18 protein-coding genes and 1 pseudogene are annotated in these 22,149 nt (G+C 55.8%); 11 read left to right on the top strand and 8 right to left on the bottom strand.

Going from position 1 to position 22,149, the window contains the following annotated elements:
* Nucleotides 1-109 precede the first annotated feature (109 nt).
* The gene (kdsA, locus tag N5D53_RS14500) at nt 110-949 is read left to right on the top strand and encodes a 3-deoxy-8-phosphooctulonate synthase (RefSeq protein WP_274094648.1); all 840 of its coding nucleotides are present in this window, start codon (nt 110-112) and stop codon (nt 947-949) included.
* A 31-nt stretch (nt 950-980) separates the two neighbouring features.
* Complete coding sequence (gene kdsB / locus N5D53_RS14495; protein WP_279840499.1) at nt 981-2,267, top strand: 3-deoxy-manno-octulosonate cytidylyltransferase; 1,287 nt, start codon at nt 981-983, stop codon at nt 2,265-2,267.
* A 265-nt stretch (nt 2,268-2,532) separates the two neighbouring features.
* On the opposite strand, the gene N5D53_RS14490 is transcribed toward kdsB, so the two are convergent.
* The 8 genes and pseudogenes from N5D53_RS14490 to N5D53_RS14455 all read right to left on the bottom strand — a co-directional run bounded on the left by N5D53_RS14490 (nt 2,533) and on the right by N5D53_RS14455 (nt 10,356).
* Nucleotides 2,533-4,005, bottom strand: coding sequence for a hypothetical protein (locus N5D53_RS14490; protein WP_279840498.1), 1,473 nt, complete (start codon nt 4,003-4,005; stop codon nt 2,533-2,535).
* A 98-nt stretch (nt 4,006-4,103) separates the two neighbouring features.
* Nucleotides 4,104-4,472 carry a capsular biosynthesis protein gene (locus N5D53_RS14485; RefSeq protein ID WP_279840496.1) on the bottom strand — a complete coding sequence of 123 codons (369 nt, stop codon included), beginning with the start codon at nt 4,470-4,472 and terminating at the stop codon, nt 4,104-4,106.
* A complete protein-coding gene (locus N5D53_RS14480; protein WP_279840495.1) occupies nt 4,472-5,206 on the bottom strand; it encodes a glycosyltransferase family 2 protein in 735 nt (244 codons plus the stop codon). Before N5D53_RS14480 ends, N5D53_RS14485 begins: the two co-directional genes overlap by 1 nt.
* Nucleotides 5,203-5,829 (bottom strand): CatB-related O-acetyltransferase, encoded by a 627-nt coding sequence (locus N5D53_RS14475; protein WP_279840493.1) that lies wholly within the window; start codon nt 5,827-5,829, stop codon nt 5,203-5,205. The genes N5D53_RS14480 and N5D53_RS14475 overlap by 4 nt, the downstream gene beginning before the upstream one ends.
* The gene (locus tag N5D53_RS14470) at nt 5,822-6,937 is read right to left on the bottom strand and encodes a glycosyltransferase family 61 protein (RefSeq protein ID WP_279840492.1); all 1,116 of its coding nucleotides are present in this window, start codon (nt 6,935-6,937) and stop codon (nt 5,822-5,824) included. Before N5D53_RS14470 ends, N5D53_RS14475 begins: the two co-directional genes overlap by 8 nt.
* Nucleotide 6,938: 1 nt before the next feature.
* Nucleotides 6,939-7,421, bottom strand: a complete 483-nt coding sequence (locus N5D53_RS14465) for a hypothetical protein (protein ID WP_279840491.1) — start codon at nt 7,419-7,421, stop codon at nt 6,939-6,941.
* 744 nt (nt 7,422-8,165) lie between these two features.
* Nucleotides 8,166-9,098 (bottom strand): KpsF/GutQ family sugar-phosphate isomerase, encoded by a 933-nt coding sequence (locus tag N5D53_RS14460; protein ID WP_279840490.1) that lies wholly within the window; start codon nt 9,096-9,098, stop codon nt 8,166-8,168.
* Nucleotides 9,099-9,372: 274 nt separating this feature from the next.
* Nucleotides 9,373-10,356, bottom strand: a pseudogene (locus N5D53_RS14455) (IS5 family transposase).
* Between the two features lie 71 nt (nt 10,357-10,427).
* Between N5D53_RS14455 and N5D53_RS14450 the strand changes: the two are divergent.
* From N5D53_RS14450 to N5D53_RS14410, 9 genes are all read left to right on the top strand, one after another.
* Nucleotides 10,428-10,727, top strand: coding sequence for a hypothetical protein (locus N5D53_RS14450; protein ID WP_279840489.1), 300 nt, complete (start codon nt 10,428-10,430; stop codon nt 10,725-10,727).
* Nucleotides 10,728-11,018: 291 nt separating this feature from the next.
* Nucleotides 11,019-11,993, top strand: coding sequence for a phosphotransferase (locus N5D53_RS14445; RefSeq protein WP_274094641.1), 975 nt, complete (start codon nt 11,019-11,021; stop codon nt 11,991-11,993).
* A 303-nt stretch (nt 11,994-12,296) separates the two neighbouring features.
* Nucleotides 12,297-14,318 (top strand): capsular polysaccharide biosynthesis protein, encoded by a 2,022-nt coding sequence (locus tag N5D53_RS14440; protein WP_279840487.1) that lies wholly within the window; start codon nt 12,297-12,299, stop codon nt 14,316-14,318.
* The gene (locus tag N5D53_RS14435) at nt 14,258-15,577 is read left to right on the top strand and encodes a capsular biosynthesis protein (RefSeq protein ID WP_064492482.1); all 1,320 of its coding nucleotides are present in this window, start codon (nt 14,258-14,260) and stop codon (nt 15,575-15,577) included. The genes N5D53_RS14440 and N5D53_RS14435 overlap by 61 nt, the downstream gene beginning before the upstream one ends.
* Nucleotides 15,574-16,350, top strand: a complete 777-nt coding sequence (locus N5D53_RS14430) for an SDR family NAD(P)-dependent oxidoreductase (RefSeq protein ID WP_003252728.1) — start codon at nt 15,574-15,576, stop codon at nt 16,348-16,350. Before N5D53_RS14435 ends, N5D53_RS14430 begins: the two co-directional genes overlap by 4 nt.
* 7 nt (nt 16,351-16,357) lie before the next feature.
* Entirely contained in the window at nt 16,358-17,893 is a 1,536-nt protein-coding gene (locus tag N5D53_RS14425; RefSeq protein ID WP_279840486.1) for an LTA synthase family protein, read from the top strand.
* A 4-nt stretch (nt 17,894-17,897) separates the two neighbouring features.
* Entirely contained in the window at nt 17,898-18,464 is a 567-nt protein-coding gene (locus N5D53_RS14420; protein ID WP_121162019.1) for a GNAT family N-acetyltransferase, read from the top strand.
* Complete coding sequence (locus N5D53_RS14415; protein ID WP_190870065.1) at nt 18,464-20,608, top strand: capsular polysaccharide biosynthesis protein; 2,145 nt, start codon at nt 18,464-18,466, stop codon at nt 20,606-20,608. Before N5D53_RS14420 ends, N5D53_RS14415 begins: the two co-directional genes overlap by 1 nt.
* A gap of 3 nt (nt 20,609-20,611) precedes the next feature.
* Nucleotides 20,612-21,655 carry a phytanoyl-CoA dioxygenase family protein gene (locus N5D53_RS14410; protein ID WP_004577660.1) on the top strand — a complete coding sequence of 348 codons (1,044 nt, stop codon included), beginning with the start codon at nt 20,612-20,614 and terminating at the stop codon, nt 21,653-21,655.
* The last annotated feature ends 494 nt before the right edge of the window (nt 21,656-22,149 follow it).

The following is a 22,149-nucleotide window of genomic DNA, read 5'->3' as shown; positions in this document are numbered from 1 at the left end:
CACGTTGTCTCGTAGAGAATGCGGACAAATTTTTGCAATGCTACAAACTTTTTGCGGCACAACGCGGGCTTGACACGGCAATCTCAAACACAATCAGAGAGAATCTAAAATGAAAATTTCCCCACAAATCGAATGCTCCAACGCAAGCCCGTTCGTTCTCTTCGGAGGCATCAACGTCCTTGAGTCGGAAGACCTAGCCCTGAAAGCCTGTGCTGAATATGTTCGAGTCACCCAGAAACTGGGGATTCCCTATGTATTTAAGGCTAGCTTCGATAAGGCAAACCGATCTTCTATTCACTCCTACCGCGGCCCGGGAATGGAAGAAGGCCTGCGTATTTTCGAAAAGGTGAAAGCGGAGTTCGGCGTACCTATCATCACTGACGTCCATGAAATTTACCAAGCAGCGCCGGTCGCTGAGGTAGTTGACGTATTGCAACTTCCTGCCTTCCTTGCGCGCCAAACCGACCTCGTGGTGGCGCTCGCCAAAACTGGGAAACCAGTCAACATCAAAAAACCTCAGTTCCTGAGTCCATCGCAGGTGCAGAATATCGTTCACAAGTTCAAGGAAGCGGGCAACGAACAACTCATACTGTGTGACCGTGGTACTTGCATGGGCTATGACAACCTAGTGGTAGACATGCTGGGCTTCGGCGTCATGAAACGTACTTGCGAAGACCTGCCGATCATCTTCGATGTTACTCATGCTCTCCAAAACCGTGACCCATCGGGCGCAGCATCGGGCGGCCGTCGCGAGCAGGTGGTGGACTTGGCCCGCGCGGGAATGGCTGTAGGTTTAGCTGGGTTGTTCCTCGAAGCTCACCCAAATCCAGATCAAGCGAAATGCGATGGCCCCAGCGCCTTGCCGTTGGACAAACTGGAACCATTCCTAGCACAGATTAAAGCTCTGGATGACTTGATTAAGTCGCTCTCGCCATTAACTATTGCCTGAAGCCAAGCCAGTTGAATCAAGGATTGTGAACATGGCAAGTTATGAACACAGGGTCGCGATCGTCATTCCGGCCCGCTACGGCTCAACGCGCCTACCAGGCAAGCCGCTGGCTGATATCGCTGGCAAACCAATGATTCAGCACGTCTATGAGCGTGCTGGGCAAGTTGCCAATGCGCATGTTGTGGTCGTTGCTACAGATGATGAGCGCGTTGCTAAGGCAGTACGCGATTTTGGCGGCGAATACGTGATGACATCACCGGATCATCCTTCCGGAACAGACCGGCTTTCGGAGGTGATGCAATCAATCGATGCTGATATTTACATTAATTTGCAAGGAGACGAACCGCTAGTTCGTCCCGAAGATATCGAAAAATTGGCGGTAGGTATGCTCGCCGACACCAGTGCCAACATAGGCACCCTTTACCATTCTATAGGTGCCGATGAGGCCGCCGACCCCAATACAGTGAAAGTTGTCCTATCAAATACAGGCAACGCATTATATTTCAGCCGTTCCCTCATCCCACACCCTCGTGAAAGTGGTTTAGCGACCTACTTCAAGCATGTCGGTGTGTATGCCTATCGCAAAAAAGTTTTGGCCGATTATGCACTCTTGCCACAACCTATGATAGAAAACGCCGAGAAGTTGGAGCAACTACGCCTTCTCGCTGCCGGATATTGCATTCGCGCTTTTGAAGTAGATCCGACCGGACCAGGAGTGGATACCCTAAAAAATCTCGAGCACGTCCGAGCGATTATCAGCGGTCAAGAATTCACCCCAACGCCTAGATTGTCAAACGTACGGTTAGTGATAACCGATGTAGATGGTGTTTTGACTGATGGCGGTATTTTCTATGACGCTAACGGGGAATGCGTTAAACGCTTTCATGTAAGGGACGGCATGGGCATGCGCCTACTAGAGGAAAACGGCGTACGTGTAGCAGTACTGTCTGGACGCGATTCTCCTACTTTAAGAAAACGCGTCGATGATCTGGGCATTACTTTGTGTCAGTTCGGGGTTAAAGACAAGCTAACTGCCTGCAGGCAATTGATGGCTGAAGCAGGCGTTGAAAAAGCTGAGACTGTATGTATTGGAGACGACTGCATCGATTTGCCAGCCTTTGCCGCATGTGGGTTATCATTTGCTGTTGCTGATGCACCTTCCTATGTTAGAAGAGCCGCGAATTTTACACTCCACTCAACTGGCGGCTCTGGTGCTTTTCGCGAGGTCGCTGATGCCATCCTCTTTGCACAAGGTAAAGAGGAGGTGCTCAGCACTTCGGCTGGTTACGCACTCGTCATGGCAAAGATGGCACAGTAACTGATTCAAATAACAACCAATTACACTTATATTACAAACACACACGGCCAGACAATATAAAGCCTGGCCATTGCGTCGCAACGCAATAAACGCACACTTATTCTGCGACAAAATTTGAACGACCACTTTACAAGCATTATCAAAAAACTAACGCCCCTCTAAAATACATTAAAATAATCTGCGAGACTAAACTCTGCCTATACCGGGCTTCGCTTGGCAGTTATACTGCCAAGCGCCCACCTACCACCGAAGAACTTCATTTATTTTAAACAACCACATATTCAGCATATAAACGCAAAGCATTTACTAGCATAGCCTCTTGGCGGTCTGGTCGATCAGAGTGAAGTGGAAGCATGGAAAGGAAAAGCAAAACAGTCAGAGGCATAATCTCGCTGACTTTGACTCCAGGAATGAAGTCCACCTCCATAAAGAGCTTTTGAATATTCAGCAGTCGATCATCAGCACGGAAACGGATGCTTTTCTCACCGGACTCATCACGCTCAATTTGATAGCGACCTGAGATAATAAAGTCATATAAACCAACAACCGAATGACATGCCTTTGCAAGATCGTATTTTTGATCGCCAAATATGGTAAGCTCCTGCTGCTGATTGATCCCTCTTGGATCAATTACTTTAATAGATACCGAACGTGAATCAAAAAGCATATTACTGAAGCAGAGATCACCATGTAACACCGAAGGAACAATAGGTAAGAGGAGAGTTCTTCGAATACAGTCTTCTGCTATCTCGAATAGGCTTGGAAGCACCACTCCACCGTACCTATTAGATTCAGACATGTTAACGCTAGCTATTGAAGAATACTCCTCAAGCCTTGTATAAGTTTTATTTTCATACAAATCAAATGCGTCGCTCTTGATTGCCTCCAGAGTCGTGGAATCCGTCGCAACACAGGATCTAGCATCACCTAGGAAGTTCACCATCAACTTAAAGATTCGACTCCAGTAGAAGTCAGGGTTTCGCCCATGGACGAAAACCTCATTTAGTGGTGAAAATGGCAAGTATTCGATGACGTAAAACGGAGCGTTGGTACTAGCATCGGTACCCGCATCAATCAACTGGGGAGTGTAGCGCTTCAATTTAGCGGGCAGGTTACCAAACCACTCACTTTCTGCCTGTATCTTTTTCTGCTGAGTACCAGACTTCCAAACTGCGCCATTCTGAATGCGTAGTGAGTTAAAGACCCGCTGCGTAGTGATCTGCGAGCGTGAGACAAAGTAGGTATTAACATGCCCTAGATCATGCCAACCTGATAACTCTTTGAAATTTAGCTTTATTCTTTCAGAGTAAATCCTGACGGCTTGAACAAAACTACCCTGAGCAAGTGCTAAGGAACGGACAAACTCCGACTGGGATGAAAATGAAAAATAACCACACCACACTAATGGATGGTTAGAATTTACTCCTTCAGACTCCCAATTATAGTCATCTTCGGTAACAGAAACGGCAATCAAATCAACACCCTGAGGTAAATCATCCATCAAGGTATCACCATGCATTAGCCTCAACGGCTCATGGTTCTCATTTTGTAGGCCTACAGTGTTCAATACGAACAGGAGAGCCTCTGAAAGTGAGAAGTGATCGGGAACATAAGCTATCTCAACCGCCAAATCTGAAAATATTTCCACCTCATCAATTGATAGTTCATAGCCATGAGGCAATGAGACGATTATACGCTCTGCATAGGCTTTTCTGAGAAGTGGAACTTGGTACTCCACCAGTTTTCGATTCCCGATGGGGAGCAAGCAGGGAGGGATTTTCCCAAACTCCGACCTGAATTCCGGTATCACGTATGCCGCAGAATTTATAATTATCATCACTTAGAATCCGTTAAAGATCTAATTTCTGCGTATGACAATTTTGCGAACTCACTCGGTCGAACAGCTTTGTCATCAACGTAGAACCCTTCATGCCCGCACCAGGGTTTTCCTACATATATTTCATCATACGGCACTGAGTGCTCTTTTAGCCACTCCATTATTATCGGCAGTGTATTAGCAGCAATCTTTCCTACGTTACCATTATATGTTCTCATATTGCGACTCGTACTTATCACAATATCAAAACCCAAAGACTTATACTCTTTAATCTTATTAATAACCTCCACATTAGGAGCCGAGCTTCGATAATCCCCATCTACCGTGGAGCAAATAGTGTCATCTAGATCCATGATAATCCGTTTCATTAACGAAAACTCCATTCAGCAGATTTTAATCTTAGCAAGATATCTTCATATTCCGCGGGGGTACCACAAAAATCTAACTGATCAGGTTCTACAATCGAGTATTTAACAACACCACCCTCTTTTATCATTAGATTATAGAGAGGAGCAATATAAAACTCACCCTTCACAGTGCAGTTATTGGCCTCCGCCTTTTCAAATAACCGCTCAAATTCTTTTTTACTTTGAAAGTAATACAGCCCATTACTACAGAGGTCTGAAATTCTTTCCTTCTCTGTAGTTTTCGCAACATTCACCTCATCAATGGGACCAACAAATGACCAGTGCTCTCCCTCCCCTCGAAAAACCTCCAAATACCCTGCACAGTCTTGAACAAATGGCGGATATTCGAAACCATAACGAAAAGTATCGATGTTGAAAATTGTGATAGAGCTTTCTTCATCGAACTCTTTGCAAGCTAGGTAAACTGTTTCCGCCTGACCTCTGGTCTCATTCTCGAGTTCGATAATATCGTAATCATGCACATCCATAGCTACCAGCTCAGCCTGAATGAAATCTTTTGTATCGCAAACATCTCTTATGACAAAGACGATCTTTTCATCATTAAAATAATTCTTAAACGAAGATACTGCCAGGTCGAACACACTGCGTCCACCAATCTTCAATTGGTATTTGGGCTTTGCATAGCCAGCCTTCGTAAATCGGCTACTAAGACCAGCCATCGGTATAATAATCATTTTTCGCTCTCTTTGATAATTCGACGTATATCTTTCAGCTGCTCCACTGCAACCTCAATCAAGTCAAATTTTATAGCCTTTAGGTGTTTAGCTGGCAGATCCCACCATTGTAGGTCCATAAGGTCGGCGATTATTTCGTCCGAGAAACGCTGCCCTACTTTCCGCGCAGGTATACCCGCATATTTTTCATAAGGCCCCACGTCTTTCGAAACTGCAGCATTCGCAAATACAATAGCTCCACAAGCTACGTTTACGCCACTGGCTATGCTCGCCTTTGTTCCGATCCAGACGTCATTCCCCACCGTGGTATGTGGATGCATCATCTCGTTTCTTCTTTGCCTTGTAATCTGATCTAACTCAGGGTCACCTTTGAAGCTTGAAGAATTAAATTGAAAAACATGAGTGGAAAGCCAATCAACTGGATGTCGTGCAAGTCCAATTTCAACGAATCGACCTATAGAACAGAATTTTCCAATCTTCGAATTGGTATAAACAATGCTGTTCCGACCAATAGCAGTGTACTTACCCACTTTTGTATTGTTATGAATTTCTGTAAACGAAGATGCCACTATAGGCATCTCAATATCGGCTGCTGGATGGACAATCGAGTTTTTATCAATCATTTTTCTGCCACCGCCCGAGAGCAATATCATTAACTAGTTCATTGGTAAGGAATGAATTAGCATTTAGATTTATATCATCGTACCGCAAGAAAGATCGTGCCAAACAATAGGTTATATTAAGGTCGTATATGTCAGAAAAATCTCGGAATGTATTTATGGGGAACGAGTCTGGTGATATCGCCATTACCTTAGCGCCTGGCTCACAGAAAATTAGATTGCAGAGCCCTCCACCAGACAAGGACACAATTTCTCTCGCACTTCTAAAACAATTAACTTTATCACCAAAAGACATATCTTCTGGATAGACTACCTCATAACCGCGATCAAGCAATCGCCTCTCTAACAGGTCGAAATTGAAAACCTGCCTAACATTCCCTAACTGCTTACGCCCAAGCACAATTTTTTCTGAGAATTTCTTAACGCTAGGCTGCTCGATATAGCTAGAAAAAATGAATTTATATGCATCTTTGATTTCCGGGCGAACCCAAAACGAGTTGAGGGAGAGGTTGTCCGACACTGCCAGAGACTTTACACGCAGATTACAAAGCTTATTCTTTTTTATTATATTTTCTTCAGCAATTCCAAGCTGTAACAAGATTGCTTGCTGGTAATTCTTTATATCATTCCCTACAATTACCTTGACAGCCCCCAGATCAATGTTATTCGCCTTGTAGGCCCAAATGACTGGCAACGTTTCGGTGAACCAGTGCTGGTAGCTACCATACTGACCACAAAGCCACAGCGCTTCACCGACCTCCTCTACAGGAAACTCCTTCCTTAGATACTTATCATCAATATCGACTGTTTGATCTTTTGCACGCTTTACAGCTGCCTCGTGGGCAACTCGCTTATTCAAAAAAGAAGCATTTAACGCCTCTTCCCCTGAAACCACTAAACGATCACCTACAATCGTAGCCCCTTCAACATAATTTATATTTACTTCTGGAAGTACGATCTTCTCACGCGCCAGCTTATCAAGGGTAACCCTAGGAGTATTCGCTACCTCACCGAGAATACTAGCAGGTGATTTATAGATATACTCGAGCTTCGGCAAAAAATTGTCAGCTCTCGCGCCGGTAAATTTGTTTACACTTTCAAATACTGCCAATTTATTTCTCCAATCCTAGCGCTTTCACAATTTGCTTAGACGATACAAATACAATTGGCAACTCACTCGACGCATCAGCAATAAAGAACTTATTAGCGAGAGCGTGCTTCCATCGCAATATAAACTCTAGTGCAATTCGGCCACTGCAAATAAACAAGCAGTCCTGCTGTAAATCTCTCAATCCAATCAAAGTTTTGTAAAAAGCATCAGATGATTTGATCTCGCCCGCATCAAAAATCTGCGAAGCTGGATGAAGCGAAACGTTTGAGCCTACTGCGTTACGCCCCACCAAGTAAGGGGATCTCTCAATAGCACTTTGAACACATGGAATTAGCTCATTAGGAACCTGAACCCCACCAATATTCCTAGACAACATATCAAACATAAAGGCTAGCTCTTTTATATTCGACCATTTGCCGCTACATTCAGGAAGAAACTCTAAGTACTCATCTGGCGGGCTTTCTAGAAACTTGAAAACATTCATACGAATTCGCTTTAATTCTCTAGGCTAGGATTTAAAAAATAGGCCGAACATAAAATACCTTACGAGGTATAATCAAGCTCTCTTGGCATAACTGCGCCCCCCCCATTAATGAGCGAGGCCACAAAAAATCTCTGCGCCCCACTACAAAAAAGATTCTACTACAACTCATTTAGCTTGATCACAAAAAACAATGAGCGCCCCCCTGGCACAGCACAGCAACCACTACCTCTTAACTTAATCCATAAAACCCATTACTTTCATATTAGACCGTGGTTTCGAATAGCAAAAAACGCCTATATGAAAGCCTTATTTCAAGCCAGAGGCGAAAAAATGCGAGCCAGCGGATAACGACCAATCAGGCGTGATACGCCGTCCACCTTGCGATGCTTACTGTACATTTCGCAATCTAGGCCATAATGCAATGTGACGGATCGAAGGTTGTAGGAGTAGTAGTGATGCATCAAAATTCTTATCGATGCAACGCTGCGCGCTGAGTACTAGCTCTAGCATTTTTCCTCTCTCGAATTGAGCAAGACTAGAATAAAAACTTCTAAATGCACCCAGAAATTCAGCAAAAAAAAGCCATCCTTTGGTCGCCTTGACTCACTTACCGAGCGATTCTCCAAATCAGCAGATTCCTATCACAAAAAACAACTAGCCAAAAAAGCAAGAACTTCAGCACTCTATGCGATTTTCTGCTGAAAACTGGCATAACCCCTAATGCAACGGGCGCATGCAGTTCTATCAGTCAAAGATCTCGACTACGCCTACGACGGCACCTGCCTCGTTAACTACAGCCAGGGCTCGAATTTTATTTTCCAGCATATAGGCTTCAGCCTCCGATAGCTGAGCATCCTCTTCTATGGTGTGAGGGTTAGCCGTCATAAACTGTTCTACGTTGGCATGGACAATGCCTTCATCTTCCACTAGCGCACGACGAAGGTCACCGTCCGTAACAATACCGACGAGCTTATCCCCATACATGACGGTAGTCATACCCAGACGGCTACGCGTCATGACCAACAGACAATCATGAAAACTGGTATCTGGCGCTACTACGGGAGCAGGCGAGTGCATCACGTCGCGTACACGAGTCAGTAACTTTCGCCCAAGGCTACCGCCGGGATGATAGCGTGCGAAGTCCATAGCTTTGAACTGGATAGCGTCAATCAGGGCGACTGCCAACGCGTCCCCCATGGCCATGGTCGCCAGGGTCGAAGTCGTAGGAGCCAAGTTATTGGGGCAAACTTCGCGCTCTACTGAGATGTCAAGCCAGATATCAGCATGCTTGGCCAATGTGGACTTACCGTTGCCAGTCATAGCGATAAACTTGTTACCAAATGATTTCAGGCTCGGAATTAGCTTGATCAGCTCTTCGGTTTCACCGCTGTAGCTGATTAGGATTAGCACGTCGATTGGCTTGAGCATACCCAAGTCGCCATGGAAGGCTTCAGCAGGGTGCAGGAAGAAGCTAGGGGTGCCAGTGGAGGCAAAGGTAGCGACCATTTTCTGACCTATAAGGCCAGATTTGCCCATCCCGCAAACTACGGTGCGCCCCTTGCAAGCGAGAATCAATTCGATGGCGCTTTGAAATTCTCCGTCGATACGGTCAGCCAATTGTTTGACGGCTTGAGCCTGGGCAATGAGGGCTTCTTTGGCAATACTGAGGTGATTCATTTTCGTCCCTGACGACAGCTGAAGAGTTGCGAAGGGGCGAATGGTAAGATTTTTTCAGCGAGAAGCATAGCCCGATGGGCTCCTGGCAGACGTTCTGATCGCTTTGCTGCTACAGCCCACGCTTTGTCATGCTTATCGCAGGCAAGCCCTCCCCCTAGGGAAGCTCCGAACAAGTTGCCCATCAGCCGGAAATGGACGGCTTGGGGATGCCGAAAAGCCCGATTTTCAGCCGCTGATTATTGGATAACCAAGGCACGGCCTTGGTTTTCTGCCCTCACGGGCGCGCCTCTCCCGCAGCAGGTAATAATTGCCGGCGCACCATCCACAGATTCGACAGGGCAAATGGCGTGGTCAGTTGCGCCGTGTTCTTGGCCAAGCCACGGAAGCGGGTTTTCACATAGCCGAATTGGCGCTTGATCACACGGAATGGATGTTCGCCCTTCGCTCGTGCCTGCGCTTTGACCTTCTCGATCTTGCGTCTGGCTTTGTAGAGCACGCTGCGTTTGCTCAAGTGCTTGTAGGTGCTACGACGAGCCGCAACCTGCCAGATCACCGGCCTTCCTTCATGCTCCGGCCGCTTCTCCACGCCGGTATAACCCGCGTCGGCACAGATAACATTTTCATCGCCATGCAACAGCTGAGCGACCTCCGTTACATCGGCCACATTCGCCGCTGTGCCGTGGACGCGGTGCACCAGCCCCGACTCGGCATCTGCACCGATATGCGCCTTCATGCCAAAGAAATATTGGTTACCTTTCTTCGTCTGATGCATCTCAGGATCGCGTTTGCCTTCCTTGTTCTTGGTAGAACTGGGTGCGTGGATGATGGTGGCGTCGACAATGGTGCTCTGGCGCAACGACAGGCCCTTGTCTCGCAGGCAATTGTTGATGGTTTCCAGAATGCCCGCCGCCAACTGATGCTTCTCCAGCAGCTGCCGGAAATTCATGATTGTCGTGTCTTCAGGGATCGGAGCGCTGAGTGTCATACGAGCAAACTGGCGCCTCGAAGTGATCTCGTACAGCGCCTCCTCCATGGCTGGATCGCTCAACGAGAATTACTTCTGCAGCAGGTGAATACGCAGCATGGTTTCCAGTGGGTACGGCTGGCGACCACCGCTGGCCTTTGGGCAATGCGGCTCGATCAATGCCAACAAACCGCTCCACGGTACCACCTGTTCCATCTCGGCCAGGAAACGCTCGCGACGGTTTTGCTTGCGCTTACCGGCGTACTCGAAATCGGAAAAGCTCATCTGACTCATTGGATGACGGGCTTATAGAGGGCAGTTGGACGGAGGGCTATTTCAGCACAGGTCAGATGGCCTGAGCTGACTTGATCGGAGAATCCCTAGCACAGCTTGGGGATCTTCAGGTCGACATCGCCGGCGCGGGTCTACCAGAGGCAATCACGGTAGCCGGTGCGGCTGTTTTTCCGGTCTGGGTTTTTGACATCGAAGCCAGTGCCGCACAGGCTTCGATGTCCAATCCCATCCTGCGCTGGGCTACGAACTGGATCATTTGTTTTAGCAGATCTGCATCTCCCCCTTTCTCAACCTACTCGGTCAATGCGATGGTGGGCTTGGCCATTGTGGTTTCTCCGGTGAGTGTTTGGTCTTCGCAAACTCAACCTTAGGGTCTGTATGAAAGCCTTGAGACGAAGGTCAGGCAAGGCGAAACCTTCGGCTGGTTCAGTTACACCACTTCCCGGGACATGATCGAGAATCAGTCCTTACGCACTTGTAAATCAAACCTTTGAGGTAACTTTTCGTTGTGTGAAGCACGCTCATAAAGCAGCATACCCCTCCTCACCAGCTTTAAATTGACGTGTGACACTGCCAACATGGATGTAAACGCCCCTCCAACCAGCCAGCGAATGCCCAGCAGAACGCTTTACCGCTGGTCCCGCGGACCTCTCGAGGACCACTTGAGCGCGCTGGTTCCTCAATGGCGTGGGAAGGCTCTGGATATCAGGACTGAAGTGTTGGGGGCGAATGCCTCATTCGTGAATTATGTTCGTCATCATCGCTTTCTGGACCCGTCTACTGGGTTTGCGGTAGAGGTGGTGGAAAAGTCAATTCGTAAGGTGGCATTCATCGGCAGCCAGGAGGCGCGCTTTCATCGCTCCGAGGGCATGCTCACAGGTAGTACCCACTTCCGTTATCCCTGCTGCCTAGGGGTTATCGAAACACCTTGGGAGAGCCTGATCTTCACCGAATTTGTGCATGGCAAACCGCCCCACATGCACGCCATTGCCGAACAGTTGGCATGGGGTATTGCCGAACTGGAAATCCTCAGCCATAGCTATCTTCACTCACAACCGTTGGTCAAGACACCTTTGCTGTGGAGCATGGATTTCTACAGACCTTGGTTTCTGCTGCGACCACGCTTTAACTTTGCTCGCTGCCTCCCATCCCTACAGAAGCTCGGGCTAGAAGACGATCGGTTTGCTGGCCTAGCGGAGCGCTTCAAGGCCTTTTTGCCACTGACGCGCAAGATGGCAACCAGAGCAAAGAGCAGCCCACGCTGCATCAGCCATATGGATTACCTGCGCAAAAACCTATTCGTAGACAATGGCCAACTGCACCTGATCGACTGGAGCGAGGTAAAGGTTGGGCGCATAGGCTTTGACGGCGGCGCCTACCTGGGCAGCCTGTTCCGGCGCAAGGACATGAAGGTATTCCTGGCAGCGCAGGCCGAGTTCATTGAGACGTACCGAGCAGCCCTGCCGGAGCGCTTCGATGTGGAACAGGCGCTAGGGAACTTGCGCTACGTGTTTCTCCTCACGGCGCTGTTCCATTGCTTGCGCCCAGAAACGGTCGCTGAGTACAAGGAGCGCGACCGGATGGGGTTATTGCTGGAGAAATACCACTATTTGCTAGGGATGCTGGAGCAGGAGTAGATGAGCTTTTGTACCCATGGGGGGAAAAAGCTTCGCGGGTAAACCCGCTCCTACAGGCGTGCGTTACGTTCCCCCTGCGGTGTGGTGCGCCGCGGTTTCGAGGAGTTTGCCGGGATCAGATGTCATTTTGATGCCATAGGTCATCATCTGCACATATCGTCTAATTTCTTTTCGCGTTTTTTGCTCAGCGGCGCGCCTACAAATGTGAATTTGTATTAAGATTCGCCCTCGTTTGTTTCCACCGGACCCGCAGGGCTATAAGCCCATGCCGCCCCTTTGCTGAATGGATGCCGCTCCACGTATATGGACGACGCTTCGCCCCGCCCTCGCCTGCTGATCCTGTCAAAAGGAGCCCAGCGCATCAGTACGTTGCCTGCCTTGCTGCCCGAATTCGCGCTGCAAAGCGGTGCTGTGCGCGATGTCGAGCTCGCTGATTGGGTAATGGCCTGGGGCCGCAAGCCAAGCGCCATCAAGGCAATGGCCGAGGCGCGCAAGGCTGGCAAGCCCGTTCTCACGCTGGAAGACGGCTTCATCCGTTCCGTGGGCCTGGGCGCCGACGAGCCGCCCCTGTCGCTGATCGTCGATGACGTGGGCGTGTACTACGACGCTTCCCAGCCGTCCCGCCTCGAACAGTTGATCGCCACGCCCCTCGACGCCGAGCAAACCCAACGTGCCCTGGCGCTACGTGACCTGTGGCAGCAGCAACGGGTGTCGAAGTACAACGACGCACGCATCGAACTGCCAGCGTTGCCGGCCGACTGCGTGCTGGTGGCCGACCAGACCTGTGGCGATGCCTCGTTGCAAGGTGCAGGGGCCGGCGACTTCCGGGCCATGCTGGAGGCGGCATTGGCCCGCTACCCGCATAGCACCATCGTGCTCAAGGTGCACCCCGACGTGGTGGCCGGGCGCAAGGCCGGGCACTTCGACCTGGCAGCGCTGGCCGGCAACCCGCGGGTGCAGGTACTGGCCCACAATGTTCACCCGGCCGATTTGCTGCCCCGCATGCGTGCAGTGTTCGTGATGACGTCGCAACTGGGCTTCGATGCCTTGCTTTGGGACGTACCGGTGCACACCTGGGGCATGCCGTTCTATGCCGGCTGGGGGCTGACCGACGACCGCTTGCCGGCACCTTCACGCCGCAAGCCTGTGCCGTTGGCGCAACTGATTCATGCCAGCCTGGTGGCCTACCCGCGCTATGTCTGCCCAGAACGAGGTCAGCCGTGTACGCCAGAGGTGCTGATCAACTGGCTGGGCCTGCAACGGCGGCACCGCAGCGTGTTGCCAGGCACCGTACAGATGCTGGGTTTCAGCCGCTGGAAAGAACCGCTGGCAAACCTGTTTTTCAATGGCGCGGCCATTCGCTTCGTCAAGCCCGAGCAACCGCTGGCGCAAGACTTGCCCGTGGTGTCCTGGGGCTGCAAGCACGACACCCACCTTAGCGCCCACCCTCTACCCGTCAACCGGGTGGAAGACGGCTTCCTGCGCTCGGTCGGCCTGGGCGCCGGCAAGGCGCGACCGTTGTCGTGGGTGGTCGATGACCTGGGTATTTACTACGACGCCACCCGGCCTTCGCGCCTGGAGCGCATCCTGGCTGAAGAGCCGTTCGACCCGCAGTTGCTAGCCCGCGCGCATGCTTTGCGCTTGGCCATCTGCGCGGCGGGGCTGACCAAGTACAACTTGCCCGGCGCCAGCTGGCAGCGCCCCGCGCATGCGCAACGGGTGATCCTGGTGCCTGGCCAGGTGGAGGGCGATGCCTCCATCCGCTTTGGCGGCAACCGTATCCGCAGCAACCTGCAACTGCTGCGCGCCGTGCGCGAGCAAAACCCTGATGCGTGGGTGTTGTACAAACCCCACCCAGAGGTATTGGCCGGCACGCGCGCCCGCGGTGACGACGAAGCGCAAACCGTGCACTGGTGCGATGAAGTGATCGGCGATACGCCACTGCAGCAATTGCTGGAAGTGGTCGATGAATTGCATGTACTGACCTCGCAGTCGGGCTTCGAGGCCCTGCTGCGCGGTGTGCCGGTGACGACCTATGGCCAGCCGTTCTACGCCGGCTGGGGGCTGACCCGCGACATGGACCTTCAAGCACCGGTGCAGGCACGGCGCAGCCGACAACTGACGCTGGACCAGCTGGTAGCGGGCACGCTGCTGCTCTACCCCACTTACGTAAGCCTGGTGACCAACCGCTTCACCACCGCCGAACGAACCTTATACGAACTACAAAATTGGCACGCCTTACCGCAGCCTGGAGCTCCCTCCCGATGGCAGGACTTGAAACGACGCTTGAGCAGTTTGTTGGGCATGAAGCGCCCGACCAACTGAATGCAAGGGCGACGCGTGGTCCGCTGCTGCGTATCCCGTCACACAATTTTCTGCTGCTTCAGGGTGTCAGTTCGCCCTTCTTCAGCCGCCTTGCCAAGGGGCTGCGGGATATCGGCCAGCGAGTGCACAGTGTGCGCTTCAACGTCGGTGACGCCCTGTACGGCCCCGGCGGCGCGCAGCTGACCTGCCCGCACGCCCCGGAAGACATGGAGGCCTGGTATTCACAGGTGTTCCGCCAACTGGATATCACCGACCTGGTGCTGTTCGGCGACTGCCGCCCGGTACACCGCCCGGCCGTGACCCTGGCGCGGCTGTCGGGTATTCGCGTGCACGTGTTCGAGGAAGGCTACTTTCGGCCCTATTGGGTGACGCTGGAGCGCGACGGGGTCAACAACAACTCGCGTTTGCCACGTGACCCGCAGTGGTACCGCGATGTGGGCAAGTACATTCCGCGCTATCAGAATGGCAACCCGTTCAAGCTGTCGTTCGCCGCACGTGCCACGCACGATGTGCTGTACCATGCCGGCGGCGCGCTGAACCGGCTGTGCTTCCCGCGCTACCGCACCCATGCCCCGTTCAACGCCGCCATGGAGTACGCCGGGTTCATCCGCCAGGGCATGCGCCTGCTGCGCGCCCGTGTGCATGACGACGCGCTGGTGGCCGAAGTGGCCCGCGAGCGGCACCCCACGTTTTTGCTGCCCTTGCAGCTGGACAGCGATGCGCAAATCCGCGACCACTCGCCGTTCCAGAACATGACCCAGGTGATCGAGCATGTGATCGACTCGTTCTCGCTCAACGCCCCCTTCGATGCGCGCCTGCTGGTGAAAAACCACCCGTTGACGCCCGGGCTGGTCAACTACCGCAAGGTCACCGAGCAGTTGGCGCGCAAGTACGACGTGGCCGAGCGTGTCGATTTCATGGAAAGCGGGCACATGCCTACGCTGCTCTCGCACATCACCGGCATGATCACCGTCAACAGTACCGCGGGGGCTTCTGCATTGCTGCACCACCGCCCTACCTGCACGCTGGCCGAGCCGATCTACGCGATGCCGGGGCTAACCCACCAGGGCGGGCTGGATGATTTCTGGCAGCAGCCCGAAGCGCCCGACAACACGCTGTTTCAACGCTTCCGCAACACCGTCATCCACACCACCCAGGTCAACGGCGGCTTCTACACCGCCTGCGGCATGGACATGGCCGTGGCCAACTGCCTGGAAGTGCTGATGGCGAAAACCTCAAGAATCGAAAAATACCTATGAGTTCGCATGCCTCACCCCGCTGCATCCTCATCACCGGCGCCACAGGCGGTATCGGTGGCGCGTTGGCGCCTGCCTACGCCGCACCGGGGGTGACGCTGATCCTGCAAGGCCGGCGCCAGGACCGCCTGGCCGAAATGGCCGAACAATGCCGCGCCCTGGGTGCCCAGGTGCTGCTGGAAGCCCTCGACGTGCGCGACCTGGACGCCCTGCGGGCCATGGTGCGCCGGGTGAGCGAGCAGCATCAGCCCGACCTGGTGCTGGTGGGCGCAGGGCTTAACACCGCCGTGGGCGCCAATGGCGAAGCGGAAGACTGGGACGACAGCCGCGCCCTGATGGAAGTGAACGTGATGGCCGCCCTGGCCACCGTCGAAGCCGCCCTGCCCGCCATGCGCAGCCGTGGCGACGGGCAGATCGCCCTGTTCAGCTCACTGGCGGGCTGGCGTGGTTTGCCGGTCACACCGACCTACAGCGCCAGCAAGGCCGCCATCCGTGTGTACGGCGAGGCCATCCGCGACTGGCTGGCGCCGGAAGGGGTAAAAGTGAATGTGATTGTGCCGGGGTATGTGGAGTCGAAGATGTGCTTCGAAATGCCCGGGCCTAAACCTTTTCTGTGGACCGCCGACAAAGCGGCCAGGCGTATCAAGCGCGGGCTGGCGGCGAACCAGGCGCGTATCAGCTTTCCGTTCCCGCTCAACCTGGGCACCTGGCTGCTGGGGCTTATCCCGCAGTGGCTTTCTTCGATGATCCTGCGTGGGTTGAAGTACAGTGATTGATGTTTCCATGTTGCCGGTCGCTTTGATTGGCCTGGGCTTGACCGTCGCGGTCGAGCGCCTGCTGGTTCCCCGCCCTGCCCTGCGTCGCCCGGCCGATTGCTGGCTGCTGCACGCGGGGCTGTGGTGTGTGGCCTTCGGGCTGTTGTATGCGCTGACGGCGCGGCCGTTATTCAGTGGCGTGAATGTGTTGCTGCTGTGGCTGCTGATCGTGCTGGTAAGCAACGCCAAGTATCACTCGCTGCGCGAGCCGTTTGTGTGTGCAGATTTCGAGTATTTCAGCGATGCAGTGAAGTTTCCGCGGTTGTACTTGCCGTTCTTTGGCTTTGGCAAAGCCGCGCTGCTGGCGGTGGGGTTTCTGGTTTACCTGTGGGCGGGGTTGAGCTTCGAGGTGGCGGGCGCGCGGCTTGAGGCGTTGCTACCGTTGGCGCTGGGCCTGGGCTTGCTGCGCCTGGGGCATCGGCCTGTGAAGCCGAGTTTTGATGCCGAGCAGGATGTGCGTGGCTGGGGGTTGGCGGCCAGCTTGTGGCGGTACTTCTGGGCGGCGCGGGCGCCGGTGGACCGGGACGGGCTGGGCTCGCCGTTTGCGGGTGGGGCTGCGCCGGCCTCTTCGCAGCCGACAGTGGCCCAGGCCGGGGCGCTGCCGGACTTGGTCTCGGTGCAGAGCGAGTCGTTCTTCGATGTGCGTGGGCTGTGGCCTGGCGTGCGCCCGCAAGTGCTCGACCAGTACGACCTGCTGGCCAGCCAGGCGCTGGCCCGGGGCAAACTGCAGGTGGCGGCCTGGGGCGCCAATACGGTGCGGACCGAGTTCGCCTACCTTACCGGCATCCCTGCCGACCGGCTGGGCGTGCACCGCTTCAACCCGTACCGGGTGCTGGCCCGCCAGGGCCTGCCCAGTATCGCCTCCAGGCTCAAGGCGCAGGGGTACCGGACCATTTGCATCCACCCGTACGATGGTGGTTTCTATGGCCGCAACAAGGTGCTGCCGGCATTGGGCTTTGATGAATTCATCGATGTGAAGGCGTTCAACGCTTCGCAAAAGGCCGGGCCGTTCATTGGTGATTGCGCCGTGGCAGACAAAATCCGCGCACTGCTGCAGGCGCCAGGCCGCACCCAGCCGCTGTTCATCCATGCGGTCACCATGGAAAACCATGGCCCGTTGCACCTGGAAAGCGTAGCCGCGCACGAGCTGCCCACCTGGTTCGACCGCCCGCTGCAACCGGGCATGAAAGACCTGGCGCCCTACCTGCGGCACATCGGCAATGCCGACCGCATGCTGGGCATGCTGCGCGAAACCTTGCTGGCCCAGCCGAACGAGGCGCTGCTGTGCTTCTTTGGCGACCATGTGCCGATCCTGCCCGAGGTATACCAGGCTGTTGGTGCGCCCGCGGGTGATACCGACTACCTGGTGTGGTCCAACCGCCGCCAGCCTGGCTGCGGGGCCAGGCCAATGCCGGTGCAGCAGCTTTCCAGCACATTGCTGGCCCATGCCTTGGCGCCGGCAACCCGCCAGGACACGCCCATGGCCAGTGCCGGGGTAGCCTGACAACGTGGTGCGTATCGTTTTGGGATCGGACCTGTCGCCGGAGCGTGCCGCAGACCCTGCCTTGGCCCGTTTGCTGACCGAGGGCCGGGGGTCGCTGGCGTTTCTGATTGGCAATACGGCCTGCCGCTATCGCCTGCTGGGGGCGGCTATCCACTGGGACCGTGTGCTGCTGGCCTTCGACGGCGAGCAGGCACTGGGCTTTGCCGCGCTCAAGCATGGCCGGCGCGGGCCATTTGCCTTGCACTGGCGGCCGTTCGTGCGTGAGTTCGGCGTGTTGAGTGGCTGGGTGCGGTTTATCGGGTTCTGCCTGAGCGAGCTGCGCGAATGGCGCTACCCGTTCTTGCTGTACGGGCTGCGGGTCAGCAAGGCCGCACGCCAGCAAGGCGTGGGCTCGGCGCTGGTGCAGGCGTGCTGCGCGCACGCCGCCGGCCAGGGCTTTACCCAGGTAGAGCTGGAGGTGCCGCTGAGCAATCATCGGGCGCAGCACCTGTACCTGCATAATGGCTTTGCCCTGCGCCGCAAGCGCTGGGTGCCGTTCCCGCCGGTGCGCAACATGTGGCGGGCCGTGTAATGCACAACACACCGCCCTTTGCACCCCACTCGCCCGAAGGTTACTCGCCACCCGATGCCCTGGTAGACGGCAGCGGCTGGGTCGGCATCATGTCGCAATGGGTGGCCTGGAAGGTCCTGCACCTGCCGCAGTTCCTCGGCCCGGAAGGCCCGCCCTTCTGGCTGTGGCGCCGTGGCCGCAAGGCGCCCAAGGGGCTCAAGGCCATTGCCGGTATCGGCTACAAGCAGTCGTCGGCCCATGCCCGGGTGCTGTGCCAGCGCTGGGGGCTGCCCTACATTGCGCTGGAAGACGGTTTTTTGCGCTCGTCCTCGCTTGGCATCGAGGGCGATACGCCGATGTCCATGGTGGTCGACCCGGTGGGCATCCACTACCTGGCTGACCGCCCTTCGCTGCTGGAAAACATCCTGCAGCAGCCCGAGGCGCTCAGCGCATATGAACTGAATTGCGCCCGCGAACTGATTGCCTTGATGCGCAGCAGCGGCATCGGCAAGTACAACAACGCCCAGGACCTGCCCGACGACGACCCGCTGGGCCGTGATCGACCGCTGGTGCTGGTGGTGGACCAGACTGCCGGGGATTATTCGATCCCGGGCGGCGGGCTATGCGAAGCCGATTACGTGCGAATGCTGGATGAGGCCCTGGCAGAAAACCCGGATGCCGACGTGCGCGTGCGCATTCACCCGGACTGCCTGGGCGGGCAGAAGCCCAGTTGCCTGCTGGATGCCGCGCGGGCCCGTGGGGTAACTCTGGAGGCGCGGCCGGTAGCCTGGGCGTCACTGGCCCGGCGTGCCCGGCGCGTGTACGTGGGCACCAGCCAGGCCGGGCTGGAGGCGTTGATCCAGGGTGTGCCGGTCACCTGCTTCGGGCTGCCGTTCTATGCGGGCTGGGGGCTGACCGATGACCGCATGGCCATTGCTCGCCGGCAGGCACGGCCAGACCTTGTGCAACTGGTGGCGGCGGCCTACGTGCGTTACTGCCGTTATGTCGACCCATTGAGCGGCCAATTGACCGATGCCTTGACCGTTGCCCGCCAGTTGGCCAGCAAGAAAGCCCGCGATGCTGCGTTTGCCGGCCCCACCACGGTACTGGGCGTGAAGCGGCACAAGCAGCACAACATCCGGCGCTTTTTCGCAAGCCGTTGGGGGCAGTTGCGCTTCAGCGTGGACAGCCCGCAACTGATAAGCCAGGTAGCGGCCGAACAGGGCCGGCTGCTGGTATGGGCTGCGCGCGAGCCGGCCGGCCTGGCCGAACGTGCGCGCCAGGCGGGGGTGCCAGTGTGGCGGGTCGAGGATGGTTTCTTGCGCTCCACGGGGTTGGGGGCGACCAACAGCCCGGCGCTGTCACTGGTGCTGGACCGGGGTGGCATTCATTACGATGCGCAGTCTGCCAGCGACCTGGAGCAGCTGTTGCAGCGTGGCGAATTCGACGCCCCATGCCTGGCCGAAGCGGCGCGCTTGCGGGCGCAGATCGTTGCCAGCGGCACCAGCAAGTTCAACCTGCGCAGCAATGTGCGCCCGGTGCTGCTAGGGCAGCCGGGGCAGCTGAGGGTACTGGTGGTGGGCCAGGTCGAGGATGACGCCTCGGCGCTGTGCAGCGGTGGCGGTGCCGGGTGCAACCTGCGGCTGCTGCAACAGGTGCGTGCGCGGTTGCCGGATGCCTGGATTCTGTACAAGCCGCACCCCGACGTGGAGGCCGGCAAGCGCCGCGGGCACATCGCCCCGGCACAGCTGGTGGGGCTGGCCGATCAGGTACTGGCGGGTGTGGACATCGCCAGCCTGTATGGCCAGGTCGATGCGCTGCATACGCTCAGTTCCACCGCCGGTTTCGAAGCCTTGCTGCGCGGGCTGCCGGTGGTCACCTATGGCACGCCGTTCTATGCCGGCTGGGGCCTGACCGAGGACCATCAGCCCTTGCCCCGCCGCACCCGGCGTTTAACCCTGGACCAGTTGGTAGCCGGCGCCTTGTTGCGCTATGCGCGCTATGCCGACGTCCAGCAAGACCTGCCCTGCGATGCCTGGCACGCCCTCGCCTGCCTCAGCGCGCCCCACCCGGCGCCGGTGGCCTATCGGCGAGTGGCGCCGTTGCTCAACTATACCCGGACCATGCTCGGCTGTGGCCGGCCATTGGCCCCATCAAAGGACTAGATCATGCCTGTTTCGATCAAGGACATCGGCCGTTACGCGGCACTCCCCTGGCATTGCCTGCAGTTGGCTACCCATGCCAAGTCGTTCGAGAACAACCCGGTGCTGGGCAGCGCCCGGCTCAATGCCCTGGGCCTGCATGTGCAGCGTCGTCAGTTGGCGATGGCCATGGCAGGTTACCGTCGCAATGCGCTGGCCTCGCGGCTGGATGCCGGTGAGCGTGCGCATTTTGAGCAGAACGGTTTTTTCATTCGTGAAAACGCCCTGCCTGCCGAGCAGTTTGCGGCCTTGCGCGCCGAGCTGGGTGCATTGCGCAGCACTGGCTGGGAAATGCGCCAGGGCCGCGCGGTTACCCGCCGGGTCAGCCTTGACCAGGACGTGCTGGCGCAAAACCCGGCCAGTGCGGCGTTTGTGGCGGACCGTGGGGTGCGCGACCTGATTGCCTATGCGTCGTCCAATACAGGTGGCATTACCTACCAGTTGCAGTCGATCGTGATCGACGCTGCCAATGCCGACCAGGACCCGCAGACCCGCCTGCATGCCGACACCTTCCACCCCACGGCGAAAGCGTGGTTGTTCCTGGACGATGTGGCGGATGACCAAGGGCCGTTCAGTTATGTGCCGGGCTCGCACCGCCTGACGCCGGAGCGTTTGGCCTGGGAGTATCGTCAAAGCCTGGGGGCGGCGCGCTCCGGCGAGCAGATGCACCGTGAGGGTTCATTCCGCATCGACGAGCCCGAGCTGGCGGCCCTCGGCTTGCCGCCGCCCCGTCGCTTTGCGGTGCCAGCCAACACCCTGGTGGTGGCCGACACGTCTGGTTTCCATGCCCGTTGTGCAAGCCATCAGGCCAGCCACCGCGTCGAGATATATGCCAGCCTGCGGCGTAACCCGTTCATTCCATGGCGCGGGGCGCACCTGTTTGCATTGCCATGGATTGCCAACCACCACATGCGTTGGGATATCCGGTTGAAGCGGTTGATGGGGTTTGGCAAGAAGAGCCATTGGCGGTTTGTGGAGCAGTTGAATGCGTATGAGGCACCGCATATCTGACCCCCGCCCGGCCCCCGGCCCGGTGGTGAGACGCAGACCATCGTAGGAGCGGGTTTACCCGCGAAAGGGCCCGGCCTGCTGGCCAATATCCCTGGTCATTCACCGTTGCCGCCGCCACCGTATTCGCGGGTAAACCCGCTCCTACACGGAAACGCATCCGTGGTTGAGCGCAGGCCGTCGTAGGAGCGGGTTCACCCGCGAAAGGGCCGGGCCTGCGGGCCAGTATCCTTGGCCGTTCACCGTTGCTGCCGCCACCGTATTCGCGGGTGAACCCGCTCCTACACCTGATCTGGGGTGGACACAGTTCGGTGGTTGGGCGCAGGCCGTCGTAGGAGCGGGTTTACCCGCGAATGGGCCGGGCCTGCGGGCCAGTATCCCTGGCCGTTCACCGTTGCTGCCGCCACCGTATTCGCGGGTAAACCCGCTCCTACACGGAAACGCATCCGTGGTTGGGCGCAGGCCGTCGTAGGAGCGGGTTTACCCGCGAAAGGGCC

Origin of the sequence: Pseudomonas sp. GD03862 (assembly GCF_029840855.1) — a bacterium.
Classification (GTDB): Bacteria; Pseudomonadota; Gammaproteobacteria; order Pseudomonadales; family Pseudomonadaceae; genus Aquipseudomonas; species Aquipseudomonas alloputida.
This window is presented reverse-complemented; position numbering and strand designations above follow the sequence as displayed.